At 64.6% G+C, this 13,770-nt stretch carries 16 protein-coding genes; 4 read left to right on the forward strand and 12 right to left on the reverse strand.

From position 1 onward, the window contains the following. Window positions 1–10: 10 nt before the first annotated feature. The 7 genes from GRB80_RS02390 to GRB80_RS02420 form a co-directional block, all read right to left on the reverse strand. A complete protein-coding gene (locus GRB80_RS02390; protein WP_161422432.1) occupies window positions 11–433 on the reverse strand; it encodes a secondary thiamine-phosphate synthase enzyme YjbQ in 423 nt (140 codons plus the stop codon). A gap of 29 nt (window positions 434–462) precedes the next feature. Beyond that, entirely contained in the window at window positions 463–1,305 is an 843-nt protein-coding gene (locus tag GRB80_RS02395) for a nitrilase-related carbon-nitrogen hydrolase (RefSeq protein WP_161422433.1), read from the reverse strand. A 114-nt stretch (window positions 1,306–1,419) separates the two neighbouring features. Next, window positions 1,420–2,301 carry a glycine betaine ABC transporter substrate-binding protein gene (locus GRB80_RS02400; RefSeq protein ID WP_161422434.1) on the reverse strand — a complete coding sequence of 294 codons (882 nt, stop codon included), beginning with the start codon at window positions 2,299–2,301 and terminating at the stop codon, window positions 1,420–1,422. Window positions 2,302–2,350: 49 nt separating this feature from the next. Then, window positions 2,351–3,082 (reverse strand): ABC transporter permease, encoded by a 732-nt coding sequence (locus GRB80_RS02405; protein ID WP_161422435.1) that lies wholly within the window; start codon window positions 3,080–3,082, stop codon window positions 2,351–2,353. A gap of 4 nt (window positions 3,083–3,086) precedes the next feature. After that, window positions 3,087–4,250, reverse strand: a complete 1,164-nt coding sequence (locus tag GRB80_RS02410; protein ID WP_161422436.1) for an ABC transporter ATP-binding protein — start codon at window positions 4,248–4,250, stop codon at window positions 3,087–3,089. Window positions 4,251–4,290: 40 nt separating this feature from the next. After that, complete coding sequence (locus GRB80_RS02415) at window positions 4,291–4,956, reverse strand: ABC transporter permease (protein WP_161422437.1); 666 nt, start codon at window positions 4,954–4,956, stop codon at window positions 4,291–4,293. Between the two features lie 289 nt (window positions 4,957–5,245). Beyond that, window positions 5,246–5,707: a potassium channel family protein gene (locus GRB80_RS02420; RefSeq protein ID WP_240721773.1), complete on the reverse strand. Its 462-nt coding sequence runs from the start codon at window positions 5,705–5,707 to the stop codon at window positions 5,246–5,248. Between the two features lie 145 nt (window positions 5,708–5,852). On the opposite strand from GRB80_RS02420, the gene GRB80_RS02425 reads away from it, so the two are divergent. Then, complete coding sequence (locus GRB80_RS02425; RefSeq protein ID WP_161422438.1) at window positions 5,853–7,433, forward strand: thymidine phosphorylase family protein; 1,581 nt, start codon at window positions 5,853–5,855, stop codon at window positions 7,431–7,433. A 4-nt stretch (window positions 7,434–7,437) separates the two neighbouring features. Further along, window positions 7,438–8,352 (forward strand): ribose-phosphate diphosphokinase, encoded by a 915-nt coding sequence (locus GRB80_RS02430; protein WP_161422439.1) that lies wholly within the window; start codon window positions 7,438–7,440, stop codon window positions 8,350–8,352. A 92-nt stretch (window positions 8,353–8,444) separates the two neighbouring features. On the opposite strand, the gene GRB80_RS02435 is transcribed toward GRB80_RS02430, so the two are convergent. Together GRB80_RS02435 and GRB80_RS02440 are read right to left on the reverse strand one after the other, a co-directional pair. Beyond that, on the reverse strand, window positions 8,445–8,693 hold the full coding sequence (locus GRB80_RS02435; RefSeq protein WP_132045107.1) for a hypothetical protein: 249 nt from the start codon (window positions 8,691–8,693) through the stop codon (window positions 8,445–8,447). A 189-nt stretch (window positions 8,694–8,882) separates the two neighbouring features. Beyond that, the gene (locus tag GRB80_RS02440; RefSeq protein ID WP_161422440.1) at window positions 8,883–10,139 is read right to left on the reverse strand and encodes a M20/M25/M40 family metallo-hydrolase; all 1,257 of its coding nucleotides are present in this window, start codon (window positions 10,137–10,139) and stop codon (window positions 8,883–8,885) included. 209 nt (window positions 10,140–10,348) lie between these two features. Here GRB80_RS02440 and GRB80_RS02445 point away from each other — a divergent pair, with 209 nt between their 5' ends. Further along, complete coding sequence (locus GRB80_RS02445) at window positions 10,349–11,107, forward strand: VIT1/CCC1 transporter family protein (protein ID WP_161422441.1); 759 nt, start codon at window positions 10,349–10,351, stop codon at window positions 11,105–11,107. Between the two features lie 53 nt (window positions 11,108–11,160). On the opposite strand, the gene GRB80_RS02450 is transcribed toward GRB80_RS02445, so the two are convergent. The 3 genes from GRB80_RS02450 to GRB80_RS02460 all read right to left on the reverse strand — a co-directional run bounded on the left by GRB80_RS02450 (window position 11,161) and on the right by GRB80_RS02460 (window position 12,928). Next, entirely contained in the window at window positions 11,161–12,306 is a 1,146-nt protein-coding gene (locus GRB80_RS02450) for a histone deacetylase family protein (protein ID WP_309663493.1), read from the reverse strand. 133 nt (window positions 12,307–12,439) lie between these two features. Further along, window positions 12,440–12,607, reverse strand: a complete 168-nt coding sequence (locus GRB80_RS02455; protein WP_202597151.1) for a hypothetical protein — start codon at window positions 12,605–12,607, stop codon at window positions 12,440–12,442. Between the two features lie 36 nt (window positions 12,608–12,643). Next, complete coding sequence (locus GRB80_RS02460; RefSeq protein ID WP_161422443.1) at window positions 12,644–12,928, reverse strand: ribbon-helix-helix domain-containing protein; 285 nt, start codon at window positions 12,926–12,928, stop codon at window positions 12,644–12,646. Between the two features lie 246 nt (window positions 12,929–13,174). Between GRB80_RS02460 and GRB80_RS02465 the strand changes: the two genes are divergently transcribed. Then, window positions 13,175–13,744, forward strand: coding sequence for a twin-arginine translocation signal domain-containing protein (locus tag GRB80_RS02465; protein ID WP_161422444.1), 570 nt, complete (start codon window positions 13,175–13,177; stop codon window positions 13,742–13,744). The last annotated feature ends 26 nt before the right edge of the window (window positions 13,745–13,770 follow it).

Below are 13,770 nucleotides of genomic sequence, written 5' to 3' on the forward strand. Positions count from 1 at the left end.
CCCGCCGGCGTTACGTCTCGCCGTTGAGGGTGATGATCAGGCGTCGTGGTCCGCCGTGGTCGCGGTGCTCGCCGAGCCTGATACCCTGCCAGGTGCCCAGCGCCAGGCGACCGTCGCGCACCGCCAGGGTCAGCTGGGTACCCAGCAGGCTGGCGATGACGTGGGCCGGCATATCGTCCGGCCCCTCCAGGGTGTGGTGGAAGTAGGGCAGGTCACCCGGGACCAGCCGGCGCAGGAAGGCATCCATGTCGTGGCGCACATCGGGGTCGGCATTCTCGTTGAGGGTCAGCGAGGCCGAGGTGTGCTGCAGCTGCAGGTGCAGCAACCCCACCCGGCAGTGGGCCAGCTCCGGCACGGCCTCGACGATTCGCTCCGTGATCAGATGGAACCCCCGCGCCAGGGCGGGAAGACGGATCTCCTGCTGGTGCCACATGGTCTCGTGCTCCTTGTTGTCAGCTGTTGTCAGCGATAGCCCGCCATCAGTTCGCGGATCAGCGGGGTATCGGCATCGCGATGGGTGGGCAGCTCGAAGCGGGCATGCGCGATGGCGGTGCGCGACAGCTCGGCGGTGATCAGCATCTCGCGCTCCTCGGCCTCGGCGAGCAGCTCGCCGCGGGGGCCGAGGATGCGTGAGCCGCCCCAGAAGTGGCTCTGCCCCTCGGGGCCGTAGCGGTTGGCCATGATGACCGGGGTGCCGTAGGTCATGGCGTAGAATTGCACATTGAGCACCCAGTTCTGCTCGTTGGAAAAATCATCGCTGACCACGCCCGAGGCCGAGTTGATCGGTGCACAGAGCACCGTGGGGCGGGGCAGCAGCGCGGCATGCACCAGTGCCGGGTTCCACAGGTCGGCGCAGATCAGCTGGGTCGCCGACCAGCCGGGGCGCACCTGCGTCTGGGTCAGCTCGTTGCCGTGGGTGAACCACTTGCCCTCCTCGAGGCCACCATAGGTGGGCAGGTTCAGCTTGCGGTGCACCGCGGTGATCTCACCCGCCTGAAGGATGGCCAGCGCGTTGTAGTATTCGCCGGGACTCGCCTCCTCGACGAAGCCAACCACCGTCTGCATCTCGCCACAGGCCTGGGCCAGCTCGCCTAGGCGTGGATCCTCCAGCGGCATGGCCACCTGCATCACGCGGCTGCCCAGTCCGTAGCCTGTCAACGAGAGCTCGGGGAAGACCAGCAGCTCGACGCCGCTCTCACGGGCCTCGTGGATGGTGGCGAGGTGTTGGGCCAGATTGGCATCCACATCGCCGAGAGTGGCATTGATCTGGGCGGCGCCGACGCGAAGCCTGTCCTGGTAGTGCATCTCTTTCCCCTTGAAAAGAGGGAGGGCCGCCCGCGGGCGGCCCTCCTTGGTGTAAAAGCCGCTGTGTAAACAGCGGTAGAAATAGCCGGCATTATGCCAGCCATGCCGTAGAGGTCACAGCAGCTCGTTCTCCTCGAGGAAGGAATGGGCCACGTCCTCGATGGTCTCGCGCTCGACGTCGACCCGGGCGTTGAGTTCCGCCATGGTCGCGTCGTCCAGCAGTGAGGAGAGCGCGTTCATCTGCGACTCGAGCTCGGGAAGCTCGTCGAGGGTCTCCTGGCGCACCACCGGCGTCAGGGCGTAGGCGGGGAAGAAGCCCTGGTCGTCCTCGAGCACCCGGAAGTCGAAGGCCGGGATGCGCCCATCGGTGGCGAACACCAGGCCCACCTCGACCTCGCCGTCGCGCAGCGCCGGGTAGACCAGGCCGGAGTCCATGCGCTTGACGTCGCCGCGGGAGACGCGGAAGTCATAGGCCTGCTGGAGCGGGCGCCAGCCATCCTCGCGGGCATAGAACTCGGCGTTCAGGGCGAAGGTCAGCGACTCACCATCGTTGATCGCCTCGGCCAGCTTGGAGAGGGAGTCGATGCCGGTCTCCTCGACGCTCTCCGCACGCATCGCCAGGGCATAGGTGTTGTTGGCCTCGGAGGGCTCGAGCCACACCAGGCCCTTCTCGGCGTCGAGCTCCTTGACCCGCTGGTAGCTCTCCTCCGACGAGAGGCTCTCCGTCACGTCGTTGTAGTTGATCAGCGAGGTGCCGGTGTACTCCCAGTAGAGGTCGATCTGGCCGTTCTCCTGGGCCTGGCGCAGCACGGCGGAACCCATGCCGGCGCGAGTGTCGACCTCGTAGCCCAGGCCCTCCAGGTACTGGGTGGTCATGCTGGAGAGGATCTGCTGCTCGGTGAAGTTCTTGCCTCCGACGGTAATCTCGGCGGCGCCGGCGGTGGTCATGGCACCGGCCAGGGCCAGGCCGGACAGGGTGGTCATCAAGCGTTTCATGGCTATTTCTCCTCGTGTGACGGTAAAGGGTCTAGCACGGTTGCAACGGTCAGGCGCGCGACGGGTTGACCCCACGCGGCACCACCAGGAAGGCGACGGTGGCGATCAGGGCGTCCACCACGATCGCCAGCAGCGCCGTGGGGATGGCGCCGGAGAGCATCATCACCGGATCGTAGAGGTCGATGCCGGTGAAGATCAGCTCGCCCAGCCCCCCGGCGCCGATCAGAAAGGCCAGCGGCACGGTGCCCACGTTGATGGTCAGGGCGGTGCGCATGCCGGCGAAGATCACGTATAGAGCGTTGGGCAGCTCGACCTTGAGCAGCCGCTGGGTCGCCGACATGCCGATGCCGGCGGCGGCCTCCATCAACGCCGGGTTGACCCCCGCGAGGCCGGCATAGGTGTTGCGCGTGATGGGCAGCAGGGTAGCCACGAAGAGCCCGAACACCGCTGGCACCGTGCCGATGCCCAGGAAGCTCATGGAGAGCGCCAGCACGGCGAGGGTCGGGATGGTGGTGCCGACGTTGAGCACCTGCATCAGCGATTCGGCCCAGCGTGCCATGGCGGGGCGCGAGAGCAGAATGCCCAGCGGGATCGCCACGCAGATGGCCAGCCCGCCCGAGATGGCAGTCAGCCATAGATGCTGCACGGCCAGGAACTGCACGTCGGGCAAGTACCAGAGGAACTCATCGATCACCCCGCTCGACTGGGCCCAGATGCCGGCCAGGAAGACGGCGACCAGCAGGAGCGCCTGCAGGGCCCCACGAAGGCTCTGTATCGGCATCGGCTTACTCCTTGCTCGTGGTCTCGGTGCTTGCCTGGGGCGAACGCTCGGCGGTCCGGAAGCGGGCACCCAGATGGTGCGTCATGGCACGCTGGGTAATGTGACCGCAGACACGCCCCTCGTCGTCAACGCAGGGCAGCCAGGTGGCGTCCTTGGCGAACATCAACGAGGCGACCTTGCGCAGGTCATCGTCGAGGGTCACCGTGGCCGGCACGTTCTGGAAGTGATCGCGACAGTAGCCCTTGGTGGTGCGGGCCTTGGCCCGGGTGATCAGGCCCACCGGCTGGCGCTGGTCGTTCACCATCAGGATGGCGTTCTGGTAACCGAAGTCGTCGATGCGGGCCTGCGCCGTCTCCAGGGTGTCGCCTGGCTTGATCGTGGCGATCTCGTCGGAGACCACCTCGCGGACCCTGACCAGGTTGAGGCGCTTGAGCGCGCGGTCCTCGCCCAGGAAGGACTCGACGAAGGCGTTCCGAGGTGCCGCCAACAGGTCGTCCGGCTCGGAGTGCTGGACCAGCTTGCCCTCGCGAAACACCGCGATGCGATCGCCCATCTTGATCGCCTCGTCGATGTCGTGGCTGACGAACATGATGGTCTTCTTGAGCTCCTGCTGCATCTTGAGGAACTCATCCTGGATCACCGTGCGGTTGATGGGGTCGATGGCGCCGAAAGGCTCATCCATCAGCATCACCGGCGGGTCGGCGGCCAGCGCACGGGCCACGCCAATGCGCTGCTGCTGCCCCCCGGAGAGCTCGTTTGGGTAGCGCTTCAGGAAGGCGTCGGGCTCCATGGCGATCATCGCCATCAGCTCGCGGGCCCGCTCGCGGTATCTGGCCTTGTCCCAGCCGAGCAGCTTCGGCACCACCGTGATGTTCTCCTCGATGGTCATGTTGGGGAACAGGCCGATCTGCTGAATCACGTAGCCGATGCTGCGGCGCAGGCTCTGGGTATCCATGCCGGTGGTGTCCTCGCCGTCGATGAACACCTTGCCGGAGGTGGGCTGGATGATGCGGTTGATCATCTTCAGCGTGGTCGTCTTGCCGCACCCGGAGGGGCCGAGCAGGATGCAGATCTCGCCCCGGGGGACCTCCATGCTGATGTGATCGGCGGCGACCACGGCACCCTTGGGGGTATCGAAGACCTTGGTCAGGTTATCGAGTTTGATCATGTGGTTTCCTTGTCAGAGGCCGGGTAAGCGGCTCGCAGGGTCAGGCCGGCTCGGCGGCCCGCTCCATGCCCTTGGGCGTCAGGCGCTTCTGCACGAAGAGCAGTGTGTAGTCGACGATGATCGCCAGCAGGCTCACCGCCACGGCGCCAACAATCAGCTGGCGCGGGTCGGACTGCGAGATGCCGCGGCTGATGAAGGTGCCGAGGCCGCCGGCACCGATATAGGCGGCGATCGCCATGACCCCGATATTGAGGACCACGGCGGTGCGCACGCCGGCCATGATCACCGGCACCGCCAGCGGGATCTCCACCATGCGCAGGCGTTGGTTGGGGCTCATGCCGATGCCGCGGGCGGCTTCACGCAGCGCCGGGTTGACGTTGTTGATGGCGGTGTAGGTGTTGCGGATGATCGGCAGCTGGGAGTAGAGCAGCACCGCGATCACCGCGGGCACATAGCCGATGCCGTGGCCGATCAGCGAAAGCACCGGAATCATGATCCCGAACAGTGCAATCGAGGGGATGGTGACGATGATCGAGGCGAGATAGAGCACCAGCCGTGCCACCCGTTCGTTCTTGGTGATGGCGATGCCGATGGGCACGCCGGTGAGGGTGGCGAGACCCACAGCCACACCCACCAGGGAGATATGCTCCAGGGTGCGCGCGAGCAGCAGGTCCAGGTTGTCCAGGGCGTACTGAATCAGCTCCAAGGCGACTCTCCTTTGATGATGGCGTAACGCCGCGGTCGAGGCGGCCTCCCGGGACGCGACGAGGCCATCGCGACGGGATCAGCGCAAATAGTAATGGCGGCGGCGTGCCTCACTTGCCGAGCGAAAGCTTATCAAACCTCACGTTCCATTTTGCGAGTAATGGGTGGTGAGGCGTACCGTCGTGATTGTCAAACGCATCCCACGCCCATCCCACATCCATCCCTTGGGCCTGTTCAGGTAGTGCCTGCACCGTCATGGCGTCGGCGTCGGCGTCGGCGGCACGGCCGGTTCAGCGCTCGCGGCGTGCCGACCAGTGACGCTGCATCTCCAGGAAGGTGAGCGAGGCCGACCAGGTGATCAGCATGAAGCCCAGCAGCGCCTCGCTGCCGGTGATGAAACGCAGCGGGCCGGTGGGGATAAGGTCGCCGTAGCCCAGGGTGGTGTAGGTGATGGCGGAAAAGTAGACGAAGTCGAGAAACTGCAGTGTGGCGATCCCCTCGAGGCTACCGGCCAGAGGGTGCTGGGCGAGCAGCACCATGCCGACGGCGAACATCCAGATTTCCGTCACATGGGTGGCAAAGAGCACGAAGCTGAGCATCAGGAAGCGCCGGCGCAGGGTGCCGCGGGCACGCTCAAGGCTCCGCCAGAGCCGCATCGACACCTCGTAGTGGAGCAGGATGCAGAGGACCACAACGATCAGGGTCACGATCACGGCCCAGAGATGGCCGGCATCCAGGTGGGCATCGAACACTGTTGGACTCCGCTGGTCGGTCACCGTCAGCCTAGCGTGATCGATGGCTGGCGTTAAGACCCGCGTATCGTCAAGACGCCTCGTCGAAACGGCTGCTAGGATGGAGCCACCGGCCTTCTCGAGTGCCATGCCTGGAGATGTTGCGATGAACAAGACCTCCTCCGAGGCGACGCCGCTGGACGATACCCTCTCGCCGCTGGCGCTCAAGCGTGTCGGCATCGATACCTATCGCGAGCATGTGGCCTACCTGCACCGCGAGTGCCACCGTTATCGCGCCGAGGGCTTTCAGGCACTCTCCAAGGTCGAGGTGCGCGCCAATGGTCGCTGTATCCTCGCCAGCCTCAACGTGGTCGATGACCCCGGCATCGTCGACTGCCAGCAGCTGGGGCTCTCCGAGGATGCCTTTGCCTCGCTGGGCCTGGAGGAGGGGCGGCCGGTAAGCGTCTCCCAGGCGGAGCCACCTGCGTCGATTCCCGCCCTGCATGGCAAGATTCGCGGCGAGCGTCTCACCCGCGCCGACTATCGGGGAATCATTCAGGATATCGCCGGGCTGCGTTACTCGAAGATCGAGCTGACCGCCTTCGTGGTGGCCTGTGATCTGGGCGAGCTGGATCGCGAGGAGATCTTCTACCTCAGTGACGCCATGTGTCGGGTCGGACGCCGTCTCGACTGGCACGAGCAACCGGTGGTCGACAAGCACTGCATCGGCGGCATCCCCGGCAACCGGACCTCGATGCTGGTGGTGCCCATCGTCGCCGCCCATGGGCTGCTCTGTCCCAAGACCTCGTCGCGGGCCATCACCTCGCCCTCGGGCACCGCCGATACCATGGAGGTACTGGCCACCGTCGACCTGCCCTTCGACACCCTGGGGGAGATCGTGCGTCGCCATCGTGGCTGTGTGGCCTGGGGCGGCAGCAGCCAGCTCTCGCCGGCCGATGATGTACTGATCTCGGTGGAGCGCCCGCTCTCCATCGACTCACCGGGCCAGATGGTGGCCTCGATTCTCTCCAAGAAGGTGTCCGCCGGCTCCACCCATCTGCTGCTCGATATTCCCGTTGGCCCCCACGCCAAGGTGCGGTCGATGCCTGAGGCTCGTCGGCTGCGCAAGCTGTTCGAGTTCGTGGCCGGACGCATGGGGCTGACCCTGGAGGTGGTGATCACCGACGGTAGCCAGCCGATCGGCCGTGGCATCGGTCCCATGCTAGAGGCTCGCGATGTGATGCGGGTACTGACCAATCATCTGGACGCCCCCATGGACCTGCGTCAGAAGGCGCTGCGGCTGGCCGGCCGGATGCTCGAGTTCGATCCCGATGTGCGCGGCGGGGATGGCTTCTCTATCGCCCGGGATATTCTCGATTCGGGGCGTGCCCTGGACAAGATGCAGGCGATCATCGAGGCTCAGGGAGCGAAGGCCTTCGATCCCGATAACCCGCCGCTGGCGAGGCATCGCTTCGAGGTGACGGCACCCCGGGGCGGCGTGGTGGTCGCCATCGACAACCTCAAGCTGGCGCGTGTCGCCCGGCTGGCCGGGGCACCCAAGGCCACCGGGGCAGGCATTGATCTGGCCGTGCGACTCGGTGATGTGGTCAGGCCAGGCCAGCCTTTCTATACCGTCTATGCCGCCTATCGCAACGAACTCACGCTGGCCCATCAGTCCAGTGAGCGCGATAGCGGCATCACCCTGGGAGAGCATGACGAGCTGCCCCAACTGAACGTGGAGATGTGACCCCGTGAGCCCAGATCGCCGAGCCGTACTGCTCCACTTCGCCGACGAAGCCGCCGCGGCGCGCCGCTTGGCCGCTGCCTCCGGCCTGCAGGCGCTGGCCGTTGACCGCCACCGCTTCCCCGATGACGAGCTCAAGCTGACCCTGCCTTTCGCCGAGAAGGGCGCCTTTCCCGAGACACTGGTGATCTACCGCAGCCTGGACAGGCCCAATGACAAGCTGGTGGAGCTGTTGCTGCTGGCGCGCCATGCCTGCCGGCAGGGCGTGGGACGCCTGCTGCTGGTGGCGCCCTATCTCGCCTATATGCGCCAGGATATCGCCTTCCACCCCGGCGAGATCGTCAGCCAGACCGTAGTGGGGGGCTTCCTGGCGGAGCTGTTTGATGGGGTGATCACGGTGGACCCTCACCTGCATCGTATCGAGCGGCTGGAGCAGGCGATCCCCCTCGAGCATGCGCTGGCCCTGTCCGGCGCCCCGCGGCTGGCCGAGCTGGTCGCCGAAAGGCGCCCCGGAGCGCTGCTGCTGGGGCCCGATGAGGAGGCGGGGCAGTGGGTGGCCAGGGCGGCCGAGGTCACCGGCGGTGAGCATGGCGTGTGTCGCAAGGTGCGACACGGTGACCGCGAGGTGTCGATTCAACTGCCCGACATCCCCGTGGCGGGACGCGAGGTGGTGCTGATGGATGACGTGGCCAGCTCAGGGCATACGGTGGCCCGTGCTGCCGAGGCGCTGCTGGCGGCCGGCGCGGACTCGGTGGATGTGGCCCTGACCCATGCTCTGTTCGCCGAGGATGCCCTGGCGGTGATTCGTGCGGCCGGGGTGGGCCAGGTATGGAGTACCGACTGCATCGCTCATCCGAGCAATGCCATCGACATGGCACCGGTGCTGGCCGAGGCTCTGGCCCGGCTGCTGGGACGGAGGTAGCGGGGGGCACCAACGCAAGCGCCGCCCCGAGGGGCGGCGCGGATAACAAGCCTTGGCGTTGCTGCTCTGAAGCGTTCCAGGCGTGTTGCGTATCAGGCGTAGGCCTGACGCGGCATGAAGGCCTGCAGACTCTCCAGGCTCATGACCTTCCAGCCGGTGTCAGGCTGGTCGGTGCGAAAGCCGATATCGTAACCCTGGTCGGTCAGGCGGGATTGCCAGAACTCCTGGGTGGCCAGCTCCTCGGCCTCATCGGAGGTGGCCGCATGGAAGATGCCGCCACCGAGATGCTGCTCCTGACCGCGGGGATGAATGGCAAAGACATCGACGAGAAAGGCGTGCATGTCGCTCTCACTGACTGGTGACTGTGAGGGCATCATAGCCCTTGCCTGTCGGAAATGAGAGCGAACCCCGATTCCGTTGTGTTACCTCCCATGTCGGCGCTGCATCATTCCTCGGCGGCATGGTCGATGCCACAGACGATAGCGCCCCGAATGCCAGGCATCCGGGGCGTCGCGGGCCGACTCGCTTGATCAGCCCTCCGGGTTATCGGACTTGTTCTCGGGCTTGTCGCCGCCACGGTGGGTAAGCGGGCTGGCCGTGTCGAGGCGCGGGTGGTTGTCGAGGAACTCGCGATGCGGATCGGGCAGGGCGTCCAGCGCCTGGAGGCTGCGAGTGATCGCATGGATCGCCGCTGTCACATCCCGGGTATTGCCGGTCTCGGAGATGGTATGCATGTTGCGGATCGGGAAGCCGATCGAGGTGGCCGCGCAATCCACCGCGGCGAGCACGCCGGCCATGCCGTCGGTACCGGTGTCGACGCCGACGATATCGCGCTGCATGGGGATGGCGTGTTCCCGGGCGGTGCTCTCGATGATGCGATTGAGCTGTTCGCTGGCGATGGAGCCCACCGACATGGTGAAGCCCTTGCCCATCTCCAGTGGCTGCATGCGGCGGTCGCCGATGCCGGGGGCGGCCACGTAGTCGTGGTTGACGTCCACGGCGATGATGGCGTCGGGCTCGAGCTCGCCGGCGAGCACCCGGCTGCCGAAGCGGCCGATCTCCTCATAGCTGGCGATGGCGAACATCACCCTGACCTTCTCGGTGCCTCCCGCCTCGGCGATCAGGCGTGCCACCTCGGCGGTGACGAAACAGCCCAGGCCGTTGTCGAGGTAGGCGCCGTAGAAGGTATCCGGGCTGAAGCCGTGACGGATGGGGCGCTCCAGCAGGATAGCATCGCCGGGGCGCACGCCCAGGTTCTCCACCTGCTGCTTCTTGTTGTCGCCATGGATCTGCAGGTCGAGGTAGAGCTGCTCCTTCTTGATGCCCTTGTCGCCGCTGCGTTGGGCGGGGTCGGAGAAGTGAATGGCGCCCAGCGCCTCCACGGTGCCACCCAGGATACGACGGTAGCTGCCCGGCGCCTCGGGGTCCTCGCTGAACAGGGTCACCTCGTGGCCGACCAGCACATTGGGCAGGAAGGAGTCACTGTTGATCCAGATCTTGCCGTCCTCGCCGATGGAGCGAACCTGCATGCGGATCTTGTCGGCGTGCCCGATGATCATCACCTTGAACAGATCGTCGCGCCCGGGGTGGGTGTCCAGCACCACGCTGGCGTGCCCCTTGAACTGGTGCAGCCGCCAGCCTTCGGGAGCGAAGCTATCGAAGTGGGGCTTGAGCACGCCGTAGGTCATGGCTCCTTCGAGCCCCACGGGGCTCGGGGCGGCGAGAATCTCGCGCATCAGCTCGAACTGCTCGTCGGGCATGGGGGCGGTCCAGGGGGTAGAGCTCATTCGTTACTTCTCCTTGTGTGCCGGGTGACACGGCCGGTGCCCCTGGTGTCCGGGGCTTCGTGATATAGGCCAGGCGTGCCGGCAGTGGCTACCTTATGGATGTTCCCCCAAGCTTATCATGGAGCCAGCCAGGCCCTGCAGGGGTCGAGGGAGGTCACTGGCCCTCGTAGGAGGGGAGCGATGTCACCATTCGGTGGGAAGGAGTTCGCATGCAAGGGCACAAGCGTAGCGATCTGGAGGCGGAGCACCATCCGGAGGCCATTCGCCGCCGGCTGCAGGGCGGCAATGCCGGGCAGAGCCTGCCCGACGCCATCCTGGGTGGCATCGACGGTTGCGTGACGACCTTCGCGGTGGTTTCCGGTGCCTTCGGGGCCGGCTTCTCGGCCACCGTGGCCCTGGTGCTGGGGTTCGCCAATCTGCTGGCCGATGGCTTCAGCATGGCGATCAGCAACTATGAGGCGATCAAGGCACAGCGCGAGCATGTCGACGGGGTGCGCCGCGATGAGCACCATCATATCGATGTGATTCCAGAGGGGGAGCGCGAGGAGATCCGCCAGATCTTCATCGCCAAGGGCTTCGCCGGCGAGACCCTCGAGCGGGTGGTCGAGACCATCTGCAGCGACCGTGAGCTGTGGGTGGAGACCATGCTGCGCGAGGAGCATGGCCTGCAGACCGAGGGCCTGAGTCCCCTGCGCTCGGGGTTGGTCACCTTCGCTGCCTTTCTGGTGGTGGGGGCGGTGCCGCTTCTGCCCTACGCCGTGCCCGGCCTGACGGCCAATGCGCAGTTTCTCTCCAGCCTCTCGCTCGCCGGGCTGATGTTCTTTCTGATTGGGATGGGCAAGAGCCTCGTCTATCACCAGCCGGTGCTGACCTCCGGCGTGCGTACCCTGCTGATGGGCGGCGCGGCGGCGGGATTGGCCTTCCTGACCGGTCACCTCGCTCAGGCGCTGTTTGGGGTTGGCGTCTGAAGGCTTGACGCGGATCAAGGCGACTCGGGACCGTGGCCGTGGAGTGTCGATCTCTACTCCCGGTGTCTTACCTGGTCATTATTATCCGGCTCCTCCGGAACCCCAGGTTCCACGAAAGCTGCACGGTGAAAGGTTGCCGCGGCTTCCACCTCTGCTATTCCACGTCGCCCGGGTTCCGGTGGGACCTCTCCTGCCAGCACCTTCAGCACCGAGCGTACCCCGCGTGACAGCGAGATGAGGTTGTAGCCACCCTCGAGCACAAAGACCAGCCGTCCCCCGCACTGCTCACGGGCCAGGGCCTGGAGGATACCGGTCATGGCGGCAAAGCCATCGTAGGTGACGTTCAATGCCAGGTCATGGCTGTGGGGGTCGAAGCCTGCCGAGACCAGAATCAGGTCTGGTCGGAACCATTGCGCCGCGGGCACCAGGATCTCGCGGAAGGCCTTGAGATAGGCGGCATCACCGGCGTCGGCGGGTAGCGGGACATTGACGTTGGTACCATCGCCGAGACCATCCCCGACCTCTTCGAGGCTGCCCGTGCCGGGGTAGAAGGGGGCAGCACGATGGATATCGAAGAACAGCACGTCGGGGTCGGCCCAGAAGATGTCCTGGGTGCCATTGCCGTGGTGGGCATCCCAGTCGACGATCATCACCCGCTCGCAGCCCAGCACCGCGCGGGCATGGGCGGCGGCCACCGCCACATTGTTGAACAGGCAGAAGCCCCGGGCGCGCACCGGCTCGGCGTGATGCCCCGGTGGCCTCACCAACGCGAAGCTGCTCTCCGTTTGCCCCTTGAACACCGCTTCCACGGCGGCGATCGCCGTGCCTGCGGCCACCTCGGCGGCCTGAATGCTGCCGGGCGAGACCGCGGTGGTATCCACGTCCAGCCAGACGTTCTGGCCGCGTAGTCGGAAGATACGGTCCAGGTAAGAGAGGGTGTGAACCCGCGCCAGCTGTTCCCGAGTCGCGGCCATACCCGTCTCAAACCTCATGCCGGAGACCGGCTCCTGTTCGAGGAGGTGGCGAATGGCGGTAAGCCGGGCGGGGTGTTCCGGGTATTTCCAGGGCACGCCGAGCCCCGACAGCAGCGAGCGGATACGCGTGTCCATGCGCCCAGGCAGGAAGGGCACCTCAATGTCGGGCTCGTGTGCCAGCATGCGCTCGTCGTAGAAGACGATCACCTGATTCTGGTCGCTCACGGTCAAGGCTCCCTGACTAGCGAGGCCCCAGTTGGGGGGGGGGGCCGCCTTCACAGCATAGCCGTGAAGACTACCCCTGTCTGACTGGACCATATCCGCCTGGGCCGTATATTGCGTAACTCGGCCTGGCCTGTCAGCTATCGGAGAGGCAGCGCGGCAGGCTGTCATGCAACGTGCGCGGCATGATGCCGAGGTCGGTGAAGCTTCCGGCGTCCGGGTCGGCAAGGTTGTCGCGCTGCATCAGCAGTCGCGGATGGCGCTCGAGCTCGTAATAGCTAACGAGTGAAAGGCTATGACACATGGGTCAGCTGTTGAACCCTGTGGTAGAGCTCAGATTTCATGCTCTGTGTGCAGCAGGCTCAGCGCGGATGTGTAGATGTACGGCACAGGCTACGCGCAGCATGGAAGCGAGATTTGGCACTGTGCCTTTGGTTGCTATGACCTCGCCATACAGCTCACTGATGAATTGACCAGTAGATAGTCGTTGATCTTGGGCTAGCTGGTCGAGAATTTCCCAGAACTCGTTTTCCAAACGGATACTGGTCACGCTGCCTTGCAAGCGCACCGACCGTGTGGTGCATTCATAACGCCATGGATCGGTTGATGCATAGACGTGGCACATATGTTCTCTCTCTGAAAGGTGTGTCTGCAGGCTGAAGGTGAATTGTGCTTGCGATTCACTGACATTGCCGCCTAAGACAGCACTTTAGCATTAGACTTTCGTAGATGTAGTAGTCCGCTGTTACCCGATGGATGCTTCCTACGTCTAGTCTCAAGTCTGTTTCTTGCTCCAGGTGGTCCCCCCTACAAAATTTGATATCGGCACAATACTGCTTTGGTATTGAGCTTTGATTACGAGAGGTCAGCTATGAGTTCACCCACTCTATCACGCCGCGTCTTTCTCAAAGCGAGCGGTGGTGTTCTGGCCGGTACTCTGGCCTTTGCCAGCGGACCTATTGCTCTATTGGCCCCCTCTCGCAGCTGGGCCATGCCACTCGAGACACTTAGCACACATCAAGGAGATGTTTTACTGGGGGTTGTTAAGCAGATTTTCCCACACTCGGGTTTAGAGGATGCTGTTTATGCCTACGTAGTGAAGAGCCTTGATCGAAAAGCTAGTGATAATAACTTGCTCAACACACTTAGTAACGGTATCACAGAGCTCGAAAAATCTGCCGGTGGTGACTGGTTAGCACTGGATGGTGCCTCTCGGCTTGATCATCTTACCGCCATGGCTGGTACGCCCTTCTTTGAAACTATCCGCGGTGATGCCGTGGTTTCGCTCTATGACAACCCCTTAGCTTTCGCCCACTTCGGCTATGAAGGTGCCGAGGGTGACGGTGGCTATCTAAGCAAGGGCTTCAACGACCTTACCTGGCTACCCGACCCACCCCAGCCTCAGGGTGGTTACCTGCCCTTTGAGGAGCCCACGGCTTGACGTAGACGCGATCATCGTGGACCAGA

It is taken from the genome of Halomonas icarae (assembly GCF_009901955.1).
GTDB lineage: Bacteria > Pseudomonadota > Gammaproteobacteria > Pseudomonadales > Halomonadaceae > Halomonas > Halomonas icarae.

Bases quoted from the DNA above. Each gene is read 5' to 3' on its own strand.
- GRB80_RS02390 (WP_161422432.1), bottom strand. From the start codon at position 433: ATGTGGCACCAGCAGGAGATCCGTCTTCCCGCCCTGGCGCGGGGGTTC.
- GRB80_RS02395 (WP_161422433.1), bottom strand. From the start codon at position 1,305: ATGCACTACCAGGACAGGCTTCGCGTCGGCGCCGCCCAGATCAATGCC.
- GRB80_RS02400 (WP_161422434.1), bottom strand. From the start codon at position 2,301: ATGAAACGCTTGATGACCACCCTGTCCGGCCTGGCCCTGGCCGGTGCC.
- GRB80_RS02405 (WP_161422435.1), bottom strand. From the start codon at position 3,082: ATGCCGATACAGAGCCTTCGTGGGGCCCTGCAGGCGCTCCTGCTGGTC.
- GRB80_RS02410 (WP_161422436.1), bottom strand. From the start codon at position 4,250: ATGATCAAACTCGATAACCTGACCAAGGTCTTCGATACCCCCAAGGGT.
- GRB80_RS02425 (WP_161422438.1), top strand. From the start codon at position 5,853: ATGAACAAGACCTCCTCCGAGGCGACGCCGCTGGACGATACCCTCTCG.
- GRB80_RS02435 (WP_132045107.1), bottom strand. From the start codon at position 8,693: ATGCACGCCTTTCTCGTCGATGTCTTTGCCATTCATCCCCGCGGTCAG.
- GRB80_RS02440 (WP_161422440.1), bottom strand. From the start codon at position 10,139: ATGAGCTCTACCCCCTGGACCGCCCCCATGCCCGACGAGCAGTTCGAG.
- GRB80_RS02445 (WP_161422441.1), top strand. From the start codon at position 10,349: ATGCAAGGGCACAAGCGTAGCGATCTGGAGGCGGAGCACCATCCGGAG.
- GRB80_RS02455 (WP_202597151.1), bottom strand. From the start codon at position 12,607: ATGTGTCATAGCCTTTCACTCGTTAGCTATTACGAGCTCGAGCGCCAT.
- GRB80_RS02460 (WP_161422443.1), bottom strand. From the start codon at position 12,928: ATGTGCCACGTCTATGCATCAACCGATCCATGGCGTTATGAATGCACC.
- GRB80_RS02465 (WP_161422444.1), top strand. From the start codon at position 13,175: ATGAGTTCACCCACTCTATCACGCCGCGTCTTTCTCAAAGCGAGCGGT.